We start from the raw sequence: 15,502 nt of genomic DNA, 5'->3' as shown, positions 1-15,502 counted from the left end.
ACTTCAGCAGCTAAAGATTATTGGCCTATTGGGAGCCTTCTATGAGTTCAGATACCCAGCACCCCTATGAGCGACTGACGCCTGATCGGGTGATGGACGCAGTGGAAAGTCAGGGGTATCTGTGTGATGCAAGAAACCTGGCACTGAACAGCTACGAAAACCGGGTCTATCAGGTAGGGATTGAGGACGGCACCCCCATCATTGCCAAATTCTATCGCCCCGAGCGCTGGAGTCGGGAACAGATTCTGGAGGAGCACTCTTTTTCACTGGAGCTGCAGGATATGGAATTCCCGATCGTTGCGCCTATGCAGAACGAAAATCAGGAAACCCTACATGAATTTGACGGTTTCCAGTTCGCGCTGTTTAAACGCATGGGGGGCTATCCTCCGGAACTGGATAACCTGGATCATCTGCTTATTCTGGGTCGATGCATGGGCAGGCTTCATAAGCTGGGCTCAGCGGTTCCATTTCAGCACCGGCCAGAGATCAGCCTGCAAAGATATGGCACCGACAATGTCAGCTGGCTGCTGGAAAATGATTTTATCCCAGCCGCTCTAAGAGAAGCCTATGAAACCCTGACCCGGGATATTCTGGATCGTCTTGCCAGAATCGAGGCCAACTATAATCCCGAATTCATTCGGGTACATGGTGACGCCCACGTCGGAAACATTCTCTGGCGAGATGACAACCCCCACTTTGTTGACTTCGATGACACCTGCATGGCACCGGCCATCCAGGATTTATGGATGTTCCTGAGCGGTGACAGAGCCAGCCAGACCACTCAGTTAGCAGAACTGCTGGAAGGTTATGAAGAGTTCAACGAGTTTGACCCGATTGAACTGAATCTGATTGAGTATTTTCGGACGCTGCGGCTGATCAACTATTCAGGCTGGCTGGCCAAACGCTGGCAAGATCCTGCCTTCCCCATGGCCTTTACCTGGTTCAATACCGAACGTTACTGGTCAGAACATATTCTGGAATTGCGAGAGCAGATGGCTAACCTGGATGAGCCTCCGCTGTCTGCATTCGGGAACTTATAAAGTGGAGAGACGATGAATAACCTTATTCATCGTCAAAATTGACATAGGCATCCGGTGCGAGATTTTCAAACCGGGTGTACTGACCAATAAAGGCCAGTCTTACGGAACCGATGGGGCCGTTACGCTGCTTACCAATGATGATCTCACCAATCCCCTTGTATTCCGTGTCCGGGTTATAGACCTCATCCCTATAGATGAACATGATAACGTCGGCATCCTGCTCGATCGCTCCGGATTCACGAAGGTCAGAGTTTACCGGACGTTTATTAGGGCGTTGCTCCAGAGCCCTGTTGAGCTGGGACAATGCAATAACCGGTACGTTGAATTCCTTGGCAATCGCTTTTAGAGATCGGGAAATTTCCGAGATTTCGTTGGTTCGGCCTTCACTGAATCCAGGAATCTGCATCAGCTGAAGATAGTCGATCATAATCATGGCCATATCACCATGCTCTCGAACCACACGACGAATACGGGAGCGCATTTCTGAAGGGCTAATACCGGCAGTATCATCAATAAACAGTTTCTTGTCCTTGATTCTCTCTACGGCTGATACGAGCTTAGGCCAGTCTTCCTCTTCCAGTTTACCGGAACGCACCTTGGACTGATTGATACGACCAAGAGATGACAACATACGCATCATCAACTGCTCTCCTGGCATTTCCAGGCTGAATACCATAACCACTTTTTCAGTATTCAACAGGGCGTTTTCTACCAGATTCATCGCGAAGGTCGTTTTGCCCATCGACGGCCTGGCAGCCACGATAATCATATCGGAAGGCTGCATACCCGATGTCATTTCATCCAGATCGTTGAAGCCAGTGGTGATACCGGTGATGGCATCCCCCGCATTAAAAAGCTCATCAATCTTCTGAACGGTTTTATCCAGAATCTCCCTGACGCCTACAGGGCCACCGGTCTTGGGTCGCTCTTCAGCAATATTAAAAACCAGTCGTTCGGCTTCATCCAGAACAGTCTGACTGTCACGGCCTTCAGGGTTGTAGGCACTTTCAGCCATCTGCTGACTGGCGTTAATCACTTTCCTGAGAACAGAGCGTTCCTGAATGATCTGGGCGTAGGCTTCAATATTGGCGATACCGGCAACGTTAGCCACCAGTTCGGTGATGTACACCATGCCACCGGCCTGTTCCAGCTCATCCTGGTTTTCCAGGGTGGCAGCCAGTGTCAGAGGGTCAAAGGGAATACTCTCGTTCGCCGATTTAGCCATCGACGAGAAAATAACCTTGTGGCGAGGGTGATAAAAGTCTTCTGGTGTGATTTTGTCCGCCACTTTGTCCCAGGCTTCATTGTCCAGTAGCAGGCCACCCAGCACAGACTGCTCCGCCTCAATGGAGTGAGGGGGAGTTTTCAGGCTCACGGTTGCCTCATCAATGGGCAGTTCGCTTTCTCGGGGCAAGGCTTCCAGCATGATGTCATGAATACCAAAGTCGGAACTTACAGAATAACGCAAGTCGGGCATGGGCTGAACAGGGAATTGTCCCATGTCGCGAAAAAGCCCGATGGGTACAATAGTACCGAACCAGTAACCTCTTTCCCTGAACATCATTAACCACCAGCTTCAACCCGAGCAAAGTCATACACCCACTTGTAAGACAACTGTCATGTTTTGACATTACCATGACCCTGATTATGCATCATGAGTCCATGTAGCCACTGCTTTAAGCTTGTGGCAGGCAATATCATCACTCTCTATACGGAGTCATCACTATGGGTCTTGGCGGTATCAGTATCTGGCAACTCTTAATCGTACTGTTGATTGTTGTCATGCTGTTTGGCACCAAACGACTGAAAGGTCTGGGCAGCGACCTGGGTGGAGCCATCAAGGGCTTCAAAAAGAGCATCAACGACGATTCTGATAAGGCAGAAAACCAACCCGCCAGTCAGGACACCCAGCAAAACGGGGAATTAACCCATAATAAAGTCTGAGGTAAAGCCAAGTGTTTGATATAGGCTTTGCCGAGCTTCTGGTCATATCCGTGCTGTCACTGGTTATATTGGGACCCGAGCGTCTGCCCCATGCCATCAGAACCACCATGCAATGGGTAGGCTACCTTCGCCGCAGTGCCAACAATATAAAAGAATCGGTGAATAAAGAGCTGAAAGTGGATGAGATCAAACAGGAGCTGCAACTGGAAGAGCTGAACCAGCAGGTTCAATCCCTGAAGCAGGATGTATCTGCACCCGCTGACAAACCTTCCACGCCAACCGATACCAACAAAAAGGCAGCCTGAAAGCTGCCTTTCTTTTTGTCTTGTCGAGACATTTATGACTACTCAAACCTCTACGGTTCAATCAGAACAGCCTTTGATTCAGCACTTGCTTGAGTTAAGGACACGAATACTCAAAAGCATGGTGGTCATGCTGCTATTTTTTGCCGGACTGTTCTACTTTTCCAGTGATATTTATGAGCTGGTTTCTGAACCTCTGCGCATGCTCATGCCGGAAGGCACCAGCATGATTGCTACTGATGTGGCTTCCCCTTTCTTCGCCCCCTTCAAACTGAGCCTGGTACTGTCATTATTCCTGGCGATTCCTTTTATTCTCCACCAGGTCTGGGGCTTTATTTCTCCAGGGTTGTATAAGAATGAAAAGTATCTGGCCATTCCTCTGCTGATTGCCAGCGTCATACTGTTTTATGCCGGTGTCGCCTTTGCCTATTTTGTGGTGTTCCCGCTGATCTTTGGTTTTTTCACTACCACCGGACCTGAAAGCGTCACCATGATGACCGACATCAGCAGTTACCTGAACTTTATCCTGAAACTGTTCTTTGCCTTTGGTCTGGCCTTCGAAATCCCTGTCGCAACAGTATTGCTGATCTGGTCTGGTATCAGCACCGTTGAATCCCTTTCCCAGAAACGACCTTATATCGTAGTAGGCTGCTTTGTGGTCGGTATGCTTCTAACACCTCCCGATGTCATTTCCCAAAGCCTGCTGGCAGGTCCCATGTGGCTGCTGTTCGAAATGGGAATCCTGTTTGCACGACTGACTCCTTTCATGAAAAAGCCTGCCTGAGAAATAATAAACGGGTTCAGAGCAAACTGAACCCGTTTATTATTCCAACAAAAAATTCCAGATTCGCGAATACTTATTCAAAGCTGTTTTCTATAAAACTAAAAAGAAAACCACAACACTCCTCCACATATTTAATATTCGCTGATTTTTCCTAAAGAAACCGTCAGAGAATCCCTTTCTTTTTTATAAAACTGTTAATTAACACACAAAAATAAATTTATAGAGTTTGTAAAGTGATCACGAAAACAAAAACTGTATAAAATATTCAATAAATATTAATTCAGTCATTCATAAAGCAGTAACCAGCCCGGCAGTAGACGACAAAACCAACTAATCAACGCTCTGCTTAAAGAGGTTAATGTGAAATCAAATAATAATTTAAGACGAATAAGCCTTTTCCTGGCTATCAGCCTGCTCATAAGTAGCCGCCTGGTATTTGCAGGTGGAGCCGGTAACACCTCATTACAGGATTTGATGCTACGAGCAGATCTGGTATTTAAAGGGGAGCTACTGGAAAAGAATGAGGAACTATCCGTTGAAGGTATTCCCTACACCTTCATTACTTATAAAGTTGACCAGGTTATTGCCGGTAATTATGCAGAACCCACCATAACTTTAAAGTATGTAGGTGGGACATTTGCTAACGGCAACCGGCTCAGTGCAACCAATACACCCGATGTCATTATTGGCGAACAGGCTATATTGCTGGTGCAGAAAAACAGCGATACCGGCTGCGATCTGGTTGAATGTGAACATGGTCGCTTTTTACTGGACAGCGGCAAAATCATAGCGGGTAATCAATCGGCTATCGTCGTGGATGACAAGGGAGGTGTTGATTATATTTCTCACTCAGCCCAGTTAATGGGCATGCACGCAGCCAGTCTTGAAAAATCCAACCTCCCTCAATTTGTTTCTCATTTGAAGTCTCTGGATAAATCAACAGAGAGTCTGAGAAAACAGACTCGTGTAACCGTTCAAAACCTTGATAAGAACACGCCTTTTAAAGCCTATAACGTTTTAACTCAATCTCTGAAAGCGCCTGCAGTGCCAAAGCCAGGCATTACCCAGCAACAGTCCTTTGAAGCCAAGGGTAACTCCCATGATCAATGGGAGCTGGAACAGCTGAGGAAGAACGGTGGCAACCCTGTTCTCTCCGAAAGTTACAGCGGCGATAAAGAATAACTTCTCCCAACCTGTCTCAAACATTTTAAATGCGATGACCATCATGGAACTGAATAAATTTCTTATAAGGTTGGGAGCTGTCACCTTATTAACCGCATCAAGCGGGCAAGCCCTTGCTTATAAATATTGGACCGACTGTGGCAACAACACGCCGAGAAAATGGGGCAGTAACAATTTTATCTTTAATGCCAACCCAACAGGGTTTGATGGCCAATACGCCAAGTGGTTCACCTCATTCTCCAACGCCCTGGATCGTTTTAACGATACCCCCGTTAACTTACTGATCAATGTCCAGTTGGATAACGACCTTAACGTAGGCGTAGGTAATGGTGAGAGTGAAGTCTGGTGGGGTAACAATGGTAACTCAGCCATCGGCTACAACATTACCGACCCCTGCGGTAATACCATTGAAGGGGATATTATTTTTCACAATACCGTCACGTATAAAGACGGCATGGATGACAAAACCAACTTCTGGAACTATGGCGGCGACGGCAGAACCTTCGAAACCACTGCACTCCATGAAGTTGGTCATACTATTGGCCTGGCCCACGAAAACCGTTTCTACAATATCATGGGCTCTGACTATACCCACGTTCACACCACCGGCGAGACGGGTTTACGCTCTTATATGGGGGAAGACGCCGTTAATGGTTTGATTGCTATTTATGGTCAAACCGCCCGTGAAGATTTGTCTGTTGCCGCCTGGAGGCATACCGGCGCTTCTGGTGAATACAGTTCCCACGGCAGAACCCGGCTGTTTGATAGCACCGGAGCCGTTCTCAATTCTACCGTTGCTGTCGCAGACTGCGGTTATTCCAACTGTGAACGACGCTATGAAGTGGAACCGGGTCAGGCTATCCAATATGAAATGACCCTGGAAAATAATGGCACCAACTCCCACACCGTTGCTCTGGGTTACTACATTTCAACCAACGCCACCATCACCAATACCGACTCTTTAATCTCTACTGATACGGTAACTGTAACTCGCAATACGCCTGATACGGTTACTCGAAACGTTGTGATTCCAGATAATCTGTCAGCCAATACCGACTACTATCTGGGCGTCATTATTGATAATGACAACACCATCTCCGAGTGGACAGAAGCCAACAACAGCAGCTACATCCATATACGGACGGGGTCCGGTTCTTCGGGCCAACCACCGGTTGCTGAAGCCAATGGACCTTACACAGGTTCTGTAAACAATCCGATTGCATTCAGCAGCTCGGGCTCAAACGATCCTGATGGCAATATTGCTTCCTACAGCTGGAATTTTGGCGATGGCAATACCAGTACAGCCGCCAATCCAAGTCATACTTATACGTCCACGGGTTCTTATACTGTCAGTTTGAGTGTATCGGATAATTCCGGACTAACAGCTTCAGATACGGCTTCCGTCACCGTGTCCACTGAAGATGTAGCTTATTGCCCTGCTCAAGGTGGTGGCAACTATGAATGGATAGCCAACGTTACGACCGGAGGGATAAATAACAGTTCTGATAATTCAACATACACGGACTTTACCAGCCAGACAGCAAGCCTGAATACCGGTAACAATTCAGTCACGCTCACACCTGGTTTCTCCGGAAATTCCTATACCGAACACTGGTCAGTATGGATCGACCTGAATAAGGATGGGGACTTTGAAGATGGTGGAGAACAAGTTCTGAGTGGTGTTTCCGGATCTGCAGCGGTGAACTCCACCTTGAATATTCCTGCTTCTGCAGCAGGTGTTAGCGGCACCCGCATGCGTATTGCCATGAAGTACAACTCAGCACCGTCTTCTTCCTGTGGAAATATCGGTGATGGCGAAGTCGAAGACTACTCTGTAAATATTGTGGCAGGTACAACCAATCAACCACCTGCAGTGAATGCCAATGGCCCCTACTCCGGCAATGTCGGTAGCAATATTGCCTTCAGCAGTGCTGGGTCTTCGGACTCTGATGGTTCCATTGCCTCTTACAGCTGGAACTTTGGCGATGGCAACAGCAGCTCAGCGGCTAACCCCACTCACAGTTACTCATCAGCAGGTTCATTTACCGCTGAACTCACCGTGACTGATAATGACGGGGCCACCTCTTCAGACTCAGCAACCGTTACTGTTACAGACGGTTCAGGCAGCGGTTTAGAAAATGCCTGTGCAACAGAAGCACCACAAACAGCCAATGGAATGACCAGTGCTGATGCCGTGTGTGTTCCGGACTCCAGCAGCTCAACCAATATTCAATACTATTGGATTCTTGTACCTGAAGGCACAAGCTCTATAGAGATTGAAGCCGGACACGGCAGTGGCAATGGCAATGTTTATTACAAAGCCAGCACCTGGGCAACGGCCAGCAACTACGACCAAAGCTCCACCGGATCAGGTAATACTGAAAGCATTACGGTCAGTAATCCCGGTTCAGGTTACCAGTACATCAGCGTAGTCGGCGCCCGCACAGGTATGACTCTAAAGGTCACTCTAAAATAAACACACTCTGATGATCATAAAAAACCGGACAGCAAAATGCTCTCCGGTTTTTTTGTGGTGATAAAAGCAGGTTAATTACACACCTATTTCGCCACCCTCTTCCTTCATAATAACGACAGTAGCCGCACGTGGTCTGACGTTGAAATCAGCCGGTGTCTCTTCTGCCGCATTGTTGGTATAAGGCCAGTTTGAAGGATGCTGGATATTGGCAAAGAAACTGGTGTGACCATTGTTAAAGGCCAGACCTGTGACTTCACAACCGTTAGGGCCTACAAAGAAACGTCTCAGCTGATCCTGATTCTCATTGTTCACTACAGGCTTACCATCTGATGGCTGACCCAGTTGTGAAGGAATAATGGCCAGCATCTGATCATTGGTATTTTCTGTCACTTCAGACGCGCCGTTATCGGTCTGAATCCACAGAATACCGCGATCATCAAACACCAGTCCGTCCGGACTGGCCAGCTCATTACTGGCATTCAGAGTAGAGCGGTTGGTGTCTGCGTTGCCGTTAGCCGGAGAACCAAACAGGAAGAACTCCCAGTTGAAAGCCGTGGCCTCAGAGCCTTCTGTCCAGCGAATAATGTGGCCGTACTGATTATTTTCTCTGGGATTAGCAATATTGGTATTGTTGTCGGTGTCGGAATCCTGATTATCACGCTTGGTATTATTCGTCAGTGTGACGTATACCGCACCGGTTTTTGGATCTACGGCAGTCCACTCAGGACGGTCCATTGGCGTCGCCCCCAAAAGGTCCGCAGCTCCCGGAGTATTCAAAAGAATCTTTGCCAGAGTTTCAAAACCACTGACATCCCCCAGACGCTGATTGTCTTTAGTAGTGGCGTCTGGTGTCAGAGGCAACCATACTCCTACGCCACTCTCATCAAAGCGCGCGACGTATAGAGTGCCCTTGTCCATGTACTTGGCACCGGTTGCCAGACGATCAGCAGGATTGGCATCTGCGGAGTCCCACAGAGCTTCAGAAACAAACTTGTAGATATATTCAAAGCGACCGTCATGGCCTGAGTAGAAAACAACAGGCTTGCCCTGTTCAACATTGCCGAATGAGCAGTCTTCATGACGGAAGCGACCCAGAGCGGTACGCTTGATGGCTTTGGTATCAGCCTTGAAGGGATCAATTTCTACAATATAACCGTGGCCATTGGCCTCATTACGATAGTCCTGGGTAGCATCAGCTCCCGTGGGAGTAATATTGAAACGAGAAAACTCACCAGTGACCGATCCATTGGCGGGCGTCTCCCAGCCATAGCGTGTGCCTCTGGAACTGATTCCCATGCGCTTCTGTTCAGCAGGCCAGTTATCCGTAGAGTCGCTACGCGTGAAATAACCTGGCCAGTTTTCTTCACAGGTCAGATAAGTTCCCCAAGGAGTATGACCGTTACCGCAGTTGTTATTGGTGCCACGGGCAATGTTCTTGATTCCTCTCTCAGTCGTATACGGTGTCACCAGAAGATCCTGATCACTGTCGGCAATAGGACCGGAAATATCCATTTCCGTAGCAGAGGTAATGCGTCTGTTGTATTGACTGTTTTTCACTACATCCCAGACACCGTTTTCCAGCTTGATATGTACCACTGATACGCCGTGAGCATTGATTTCCTTTCTAACCTCTTCGGCAGGACGAACACCTGGAGATTCTTCAGTGTCCCCATTTGGGTGCAGAGCATCCTGATCAATGTATTCATGATTAATACACAGAATCCCTTCGCTGGTACCATCCCCTAACGGGAAGAAGTGCATACCGTCGTGATGCATACCCACTGCATTCAACTGATCTTGAGACGTATTGGAGCCATCATCTGCCCATGCATTGGCAGAATCATTCAAGGGCGTTCCCCAGGGAGCCAGGACTTGGGCTTTATAGCCTGCAGCTAGAGCAACCGCATCGAGTTTTGCTCCGGCAATGGACTGAAAGCCCAGAGTAAGGTCAGCAGGTGCAGTTGTTTCAGAATCGTCGTCGCTATTACATCCCGCCAATCCAAAGCTGGCCAGTGCCGTAAAAGCCGCCAGAGCGCCACCACGCTTAAGTACGCCTCTGCGGGTCAGCTCTTTTTCCAGAACAGCAGAAATCGGTTTATTACCACTCTCGTTATAAATGGTAGGATCAAAAGTATGCTTACTCATCGTCGTTTTATATCCTGCAGCCAGGTTTTTTATTTATTGGAAGCTGCAACCATTAAACGACACAGTAATTTCAATTAAATGTCTCAAATATGACAAATTGAAGTCTTATTCTTTTCTGAACTTCTGCCGAACACATGAAAGCCGAGGAGTATTTTTCTCCCCGACTTTTTCATGTTTTCAGTCAATAGCGGCTATTTAAACGCCGACCTCACCACCACCGTCTTTCATAATGACTACAGTGGAAGAGCGCGCTCTTTTGGCACCGCTGCCATCAGTAGCATCGGTAGCACCAGTTGCTGGCCAGTTGGAAGGATGCTGCACATTCAGGAACAGGCTCTGGTTATCAGGAGTAAATGCTATGCCGGTTACTTCACAGGCATTTGGGCCTACGAAGAATCGCTTCAGCTGATCCTGATTGTCGGCATTAACGGCCAGCTTGCTATCGTTACTGTTCAGCTCAGAGGGAATGATCGCCAACATCTGATCATTGGTATTTTCATTGGCGCCACCGTCAGTCTGAATCCACAACAGTCCTCGGTCGTCGAACGCCAGACCATCTGGACTACCAAACTCATTGGTTTCATTCAAACCGGACAAATTTACCAGAGAGTTTGCAGAGGCATTAGAACCAAACAGGAAGAACTCCCACTTAAATTCTTCAGGGCTTGCTCCCTCATCCCAACGAATAATATGACCGTAGACATTATTCTCTCTCGGGTTTGCGCTGTTTGGATTGGTAGAATCGTCACCATCATTCGAACTGCGCTGATCGTTATTGGTCAGGGTCACATAAACTGAACCTGTTTTCGGGTCAACAGCTGTCCACTCAGGACGATCCATAGGGGTAGCACCTACCAGATCAGCAGCACCGGGGGTGTTCAGAATAATTTCAGCCTGAGTTTTGAAGCCTGGGATATTACCCAGAATACGGCCGTCTTTAGTCTTGGCATCTGTAGTCAGTGGTAACCAGGCTCCAACACCCTCTTCATCAAAGCGAGCTACATATAAGGTGCCTTTATTCATGTACTTGGCACCGGTAGCCAGACGATCTTGCGAGTTGGCATCTGCTGGATTCCAAAGCTCCTTGGAAACAAACTTGTAGATGTACTCAAACTTACTGTCATGACCGGAATAGAAGACAACAGGCTGACCTTCTACCAGTTTGCCAAATGAACAGTCTTCATGGCGGAAACGGCCCAGAGCTGTGCGTTTGATGGCATTGGCCTGAGGGTTGTAGGGATCAATTTCTACGATATAGCCGTGACCGTTGGCTTCGTTACGGAAGTCATGAGTTGCGTCTCCAGAGCTTGGCGTTACATCAAAACGGGTAAACTCACCGGTTTCTTTTTCTGCAGCGGATAGAACAGTATCCCACTTATAACGAGTCCCACTGTCGCTGATACCCAAGCGTCTCTGCTCTTCAGTCCAGTTTGACGGGTCATCAGTACGGGTAAAGTAACCAGGCCAGTTCTCTTCACAGGTCAGATAAGTGCCCCAAGGGGTGTGACCATTACCGCAGTTGTTATTGGTACCACGGGCAAGTGCTTTATTACCTTTTTCCGCAGTGTATTGTGTCACCAGCAGATCACTGTCAGCCACCGGACCAGTCAGATCCATTTCTGTACCTGCTGTATAGCGCTTGTTGTACTCACTGTTCTTAACAACATCCCAAACGCCACCCGTTAGTCTGATGTGTACAACAGATACGCCATGGGCGTTGATTTCTTTGCGAACTTCTTCCGCTGGGCGTTTGCCATTGTTTTCAGTGGCCCCATTTGAATGCAGTCTGTTCTGGTCGATGAACTCATGGTTCATGCAGAGCAGGCCTTCTGTGGTACTGCCATTCAGAGGGAAGAAATGCATGCCGTCGTGCATCATGCCTGTGGCATTCAGCTGATCTTCGGAAGTATTGCTGCCATCGTCTTTCCAATCTGCAGCATCATTATTCAAAGGGGTACCCCATGGAGCCAGCACCTGAGCGGTATAACCTGCAGGCACAGAAACAGCATCTGTCTTGGAACCGGGAATAGAGTCAAAGCCGAGGGAAAGGCCTGAGGAAGGAGGGGGAGTAACATCATCAGAGTTGTCATCGTTACAACCCGTCAGACCAAAACTAGCCAGTGCAGTAAATGCAGCCAGCGCTCCCCCACGCTTAAGAACACCCCGACGGGAAAGTTCTTTTTCCAGCACTGCCGAAATCGGCTTGTTGTCACTGGAGTTATACACCGTCGGATCAAAAGTATGTTTGCTCATGTTACACCTATACTGCGAGCCAGCTTTAATTCTTGTCTAAGCCGCAGGTATTAAACGACATAAGCATTACAGTAAGATGTCTTTAATGTGACAGTCTTAAATTTTCATTGACCCGTCAGTAAGCTATTTTGAGCTTAACTGCCTGAATCAAGGTTTTCATCTTCCAAGTCACTCAGATCAGATAGATCAGACTCATCCTCTGACGAATCATACTGACTAACATGGCCCACAGATGTATTCTCGGAATCCCCAACCCCCGAATCTGAAGAGACCTCAGAAACGTCTTCAGAAACATCTATTGAGAAATGAAAGACTGCGGTCAGTCCCATAGAGTGCAGCAACTCCTGCAACAGAAAATAAACCTCTCCATAATTATCAAAGCTGAGAGCAGCATCATGTCCGTCCAACCAGAGCACCATAGCATCCTGATCAAAGACGAGGTGAATAAACACCCACTGACTTTGATCGCGACGAGCTGCCAATAACTCCCGCCTCTTACGGCCGGTAAAATCATCTTTAGGAAGGATTTTTTTCAGCTGCCTTCTTATTTCTCTCAGTGTTGCCTTTCGGCTTCTTAAAAGATGGTTTTTCAACCGGCTGTCTTTGACACTGATTTGACTAATCCCCTGAGCAGGTACAGAAACAACCTGAACTGTTGACTCCCATCCTTCAAAACCAGACTGATACACAGTCTGCTGCATATCCTGAAAACTGATATTGCCTTGCCCAAAATCCAGAATAGGCGGTTCATCGGTACCGGAAGGCGGCTGATACGCCAGAAACAAATTCAGCTCAGGAAGAATCTGAACGCCACATCCTCGGTGCAGATGGCAGTTTTTCCCTGCTAAAAACCGATTACACTCCGGGCAATAGAAAGGCTGTGCATTGAGAACAGCCGAGAACAGAAAAAGACTCAGCCAAAAGCAGATACTTTTCTTTTTATACAATTATCAACATCCAAGTAAGAACTCTCAGCCCATATTTATAGCTGTCTTTACCGGATATATTTGAAATTTAATATTCTTAAAAAGCCTCCACCCTGACAATTGCTCCCCGGCTCGGGCTCCTGCTTCACTCTAACTCTTACATCCTGTAGTCGTGCATTGTCAGGATACCGTACGTCCCTGTACATAAAAAAATACCCGTGAGCCGAAACTCACGGGTATTTTGTATCAAGCGTAGCTAAAGCAGAACTTATTCAGCTTCAACGAATACCTTGATAGTAGCTGCAATGTCAGTGTGCAGCTGGATGCCGATGTCGTATTCGCCAGTAGCGCGGATAGGACCTTCAGCCATGCGGATTTCGCTTTTAGCTACTTCAACGCCAGCACCAGTGATGGCTTCAGCCAGATCACGTGGGCCGATAGAACCGAACAGCTTGCCTTCATCGCCCGCTTTGGCGGTCAGGGTCAGTTCGATTTCAGCCATTTCAGCTGCACGCTTCTCAGCAGCAGCCAGCTTCTCGTTAGCAGCCTTTTCCAGCTCAGCACGGCGAGCTTCAAAAGCTTCAACATTTTCCTTGGAAGCAGGCACAGCCTTGCTGAAAGGAATCAGAAAGTTACGACCGTAACCGGCTTTAACGGTTACCTTGTCGCCCAGGTTGCCAAGATTGGCAATTTTCTCAAGCAGGATAACGTCCATCGCTAGCCTCTTACCTCAATACCAAGTGCCTGTCAGCCCTGAGTCTGTTGATTTACGCGGTTGCGAAAGTCAAACAGACTGTCAAGACAAGCAGTCAAAACGATAACCGGGTATGCCAGTTGCGTAAGGGTGATCAACAGCATATAGATGCCAATCAACCAGAAGCTGCCCAGCTGACGCAGTTTCACCAGTCCGTGGACCAGTGACAGGCCTGCGATAAACAGGGGCAGCGATGCGATGGGTACCAGAGCTGTCAACATCGGTGACAAGGCTGAACCCATCAAAGTAATGGCCAGTAGCACTACTCCTGCAGCAGCAGGTAAACGCACCTGACGGAATTCTTCGCCGAATCCGCCGGGGTTATACAAACCTGCCTGCCAGGAACGTGCCAGTACCAGAGCCAGTACACAAAACAGTATGTGCACCCAGGCCAAGGCACCTGCCACACCGTATTCCAGAATCTGTCTCAGATGTTCACCCATCTGAAGAGCACCTTCACTGCCACTGTTCTGGAGACTCTTTTTCAGAAACTCCATCACAGTATCAGCCATGGCACTGATCATCTGTGGCGATATCTGGTACATGGCAAAAGCCACGAGACCACCCAGCGGCACAACGGCCAGCAGGGTTTTAGGCCAGGAGACAGTCTGGCGCAGGACACAAGCCAGTAACGATGTTGTTACCAGCCCTATCAATACGCTGTGCTGACCAAAGGCGGCCCAGGCGATTCCAGGTAACAGAGCCCACATCAGGACTTTCAGTCCGTGGTCAATGCCGCGACGCAGTATCACCAGAGATACAATGGCCGCACTCAGCCAGAAAAGCATGGGAATACAGGCAAATATGACTGCCAGAAACAGCGAGTGTTTCGGGCTTTTCATTGCCAGTTCCGCCAGTTTACGCATCAAGCAATACCTTCAGTTCCAAAGTTTGCCGACTGATCAGTGACGATCAGTGTATGGCAGCAGTGCGATGTAACGCGCACGCTTGATAGCTGTCGCCAGCTGACGCTGATAACGGGCTTTGGTACCGGTGATGCGGCTTGGTACGATCTTGCCAGTTTCAGAAACATAAGCTTTCAGAGTGTTCAGATCTTTGTAATCGATCTCTTTCACGCCTTCAGCGGTGAAACGGCAGAACTTTCTGCGGCGGAAAAAACGTGCCATTGCAACGTCTCCTTGAATTCAACAAATGGTGATGTTCTTAATCCATATGGACCAAGGACGACTTACTCAGCAGCTTCTTCAGCTACTTCTTCAGCAGCAGCTTCTGGAGCTTCAGCAGCTTCTTCGCGACGCTCTTCACGACGATCGTCACGGCGCTCACGCTTCTCTTCAGCCTGCATCATGATGGATGGCTCGGAAACGGCCTCATCACGACGGATCACCATGTTACGGATAACTGCGTCGTTGTAACGGAAGTTATCTGTCAGTTCGTCCAGGATCTCGTTGCTGCACTCGATGTTCATCAGAACGTAGTGAGCTTTGTGGATCTTGTTGATTGGGTAAGCCAGCTGACGGCGGCCCCAGTCTTCAAGACGGTGTACCTGACCGCCGTTTTCGCTGATAGCACGTGTGTAACGCTCTATCATGCCTGGTACTTGCTCGCTCTGGTCAGGATGTACCAGAAAAACAATCTCGTAATGACGCATTATTTGCTCCTTACGGGTTAAACAGCCTCCCACTCCAAAGGTGAAACTTACGTCTCACTTCAAACAGCAGTAAGGCAAGGAGAT

At 48.2% G+C, this 15,502-nt stretch carries 14 protein-coding genes; 6 read left to right on the top strand and 8 right to left on the bottom strand.

The features are described from left to right. Positions 1-41 precede the first annotated feature (41 nt). Positions 42-1,040, top strand: coding sequence for a serine/threonine protein kinase (locus WG89_RS07950; RefSeq protein WP_062263906.1), 999 nt, complete (start codon positions 42-44; stop codon positions 1,038-1,040). 22 nt (positions 1,041-1,062) lie between these two features. On the opposite strand, the gene dnaB is transcribed toward WG89_RS07950, so the two are convergent. Next, a complete protein-coding gene (dnaB, locus tag WG89_RS07945; RefSeq protein ID WP_153301482.1) occupies positions 1,063-2,466 on the bottom strand; it encodes a replicative DNA helicase in 1,404 nt (467 codons plus the stop codon). A gap of 299 nt (positions 2,467-2,765) precedes the next feature. Between dnaB and tatA the strand changes: the two genes are divergently transcribed. The 5 genes from tatA to WG89_RS07920 all read left to right on the top strand — a co-directional run bounded on the left by tatA (position 2,766) and on the right by WG89_RS07920 (position 7,728). Beyond that, positions 2,766-2,984, top strand: a complete 219-nt coding sequence (gene tatA / locus WG89_RS07940) for a Sec-independent protein translocase subunit TatA (RefSeq protein WP_062263904.1) — start codon at positions 2,766-2,768, stop codon at positions 2,982-2,984. 11 nt (positions 2,985-2,995) lie between these two features. Beyond that, positions 2,996-3,289 carry a Sec-independent protein translocase protein TatB gene (gene tatB / locus WG89_RS07935; protein WP_062263901.1) on the top strand — a complete coding sequence of 98 codons (294 nt, stop codon included), beginning with the start codon at positions 2,996-2,998 and terminating at the stop codon, positions 3,287-3,289. Between the two features lie 34 nt (positions 3,290-3,323). Then, positions 3,324-4,070, top strand: coding sequence for a twin-arginine translocase subunit TatC (gene tatC / locus WG89_RS07930; RefSeq protein ID WP_062263898.1), 747 nt, complete (start codon positions 3,324-3,326; stop codon positions 4,068-4,070). Positions 4,071-4,544: 474 nt separating this feature from the next. Next, a complete protein-coding gene (locus WG89_RS07925; RefSeq protein WP_062263895.1) occupies positions 4,545-5,252 on the top strand; it encodes a hypothetical protein in 708 nt (235 codons plus the stop codon). Positions 5,253-5,295: 43 nt separating this feature from the next. Next, positions 5,296-7,728, top strand: a complete 2,433-nt coding sequence (locus tag WG89_RS07920; protein ID WP_062263892.1) for a PKD domain-containing protein — start codon at positions 5,296-5,298, stop codon at positions 7,726-7,728. A 75-nt stretch (positions 7,729-7,803) separates the two neighbouring features. On the opposite strand, the gene WG89_RS07915 is transcribed toward WG89_RS07920, so the two are convergent. From WG89_RS07915 to rpsF, 7 genes are all read right to left on the bottom strand, one after another. Next, a complete protein-coding gene (locus tag WG89_RS07915; protein WP_062263889.1) occupies positions 7,804-9,873 on the bottom strand; it encodes a PhoX family protein in 2,070 nt (689 codons plus the stop codon). A gap of 195 nt (positions 9,874-10,068) precedes the next feature. Then, entirely contained in the window at positions 10,069-12,126 is a 2,058-nt protein-coding gene (locus WG89_RS07910; protein WP_062263886.1) for a PhoX family protein, read from the bottom strand. A 134-nt stretch (positions 12,127-12,260) separates the two neighbouring features. Next, positions 12,261-12,911, bottom strand: a complete 651-nt coding sequence (locus WG89_RS07905) for a hypothetical protein (RefSeq protein ID WP_172806741.1) — start codon at positions 12,909-12,911, stop codon at positions 12,261-12,263. Between the two features lie 409 nt (positions 12,912-13,320). Further along, on the bottom strand, positions 13,321-13,767 hold the full coding sequence (gene rplI, locus WG89_RS07900; protein ID WP_062263874.1) for a 50S ribosomal protein L9: 447 nt from the start codon (positions 13,765-13,767) through the stop codon (positions 13,321-13,323). A 32-nt stretch (positions 13,768-13,799) separates the two neighbouring features. Further along, the gene (locus WG89_RS07895; RefSeq protein WP_062263870.1) at positions 13,800-14,672 is read right to left on the bottom strand and encodes a YybS family protein; all 873 of its coding nucleotides are present in this window, start codon (positions 14,670-14,672) and stop codon (positions 13,800-13,802) included. A gap of 36 nt (positions 14,673-14,708) precedes the next feature. Then, positions 14,709-14,933: a 30S ribosomal protein S18 gene (rpsR, locus tag WG89_RS07890; RefSeq protein ID WP_034835335.1), complete on the bottom strand. Its 225-nt coding sequence runs from the start codon at positions 14,931-14,933 to the stop codon at positions 14,709-14,711. Between the two features lie 62 nt (positions 14,934-14,995). Beyond that, a complete protein-coding gene (rpsF, locus tag WG89_RS07885) occupies positions 14,996-15,418 on the bottom strand; it encodes a 30S ribosomal protein S6 (RefSeq protein ID WP_062263867.1) in 423 nt (140 codons plus the stop codon). Positions 15,419-15,502: the final 84 nt, after the last annotated feature.

Origin of the sequence: Endozoicomonas arenosclerae, from assembly GCF_001562015.1 — a bacterium.
Taxonomy (GTDB): domain Bacteria; phylum Pseudomonadota; class Gammaproteobacteria; order Pseudomonadales; family Endozoicomonadaceae; genus Endozoicomonas_A; species Endozoicomonas_A arenosclerae.
This window is presented reverse-complemented; position numbering and strand designations above follow the sequence as displayed.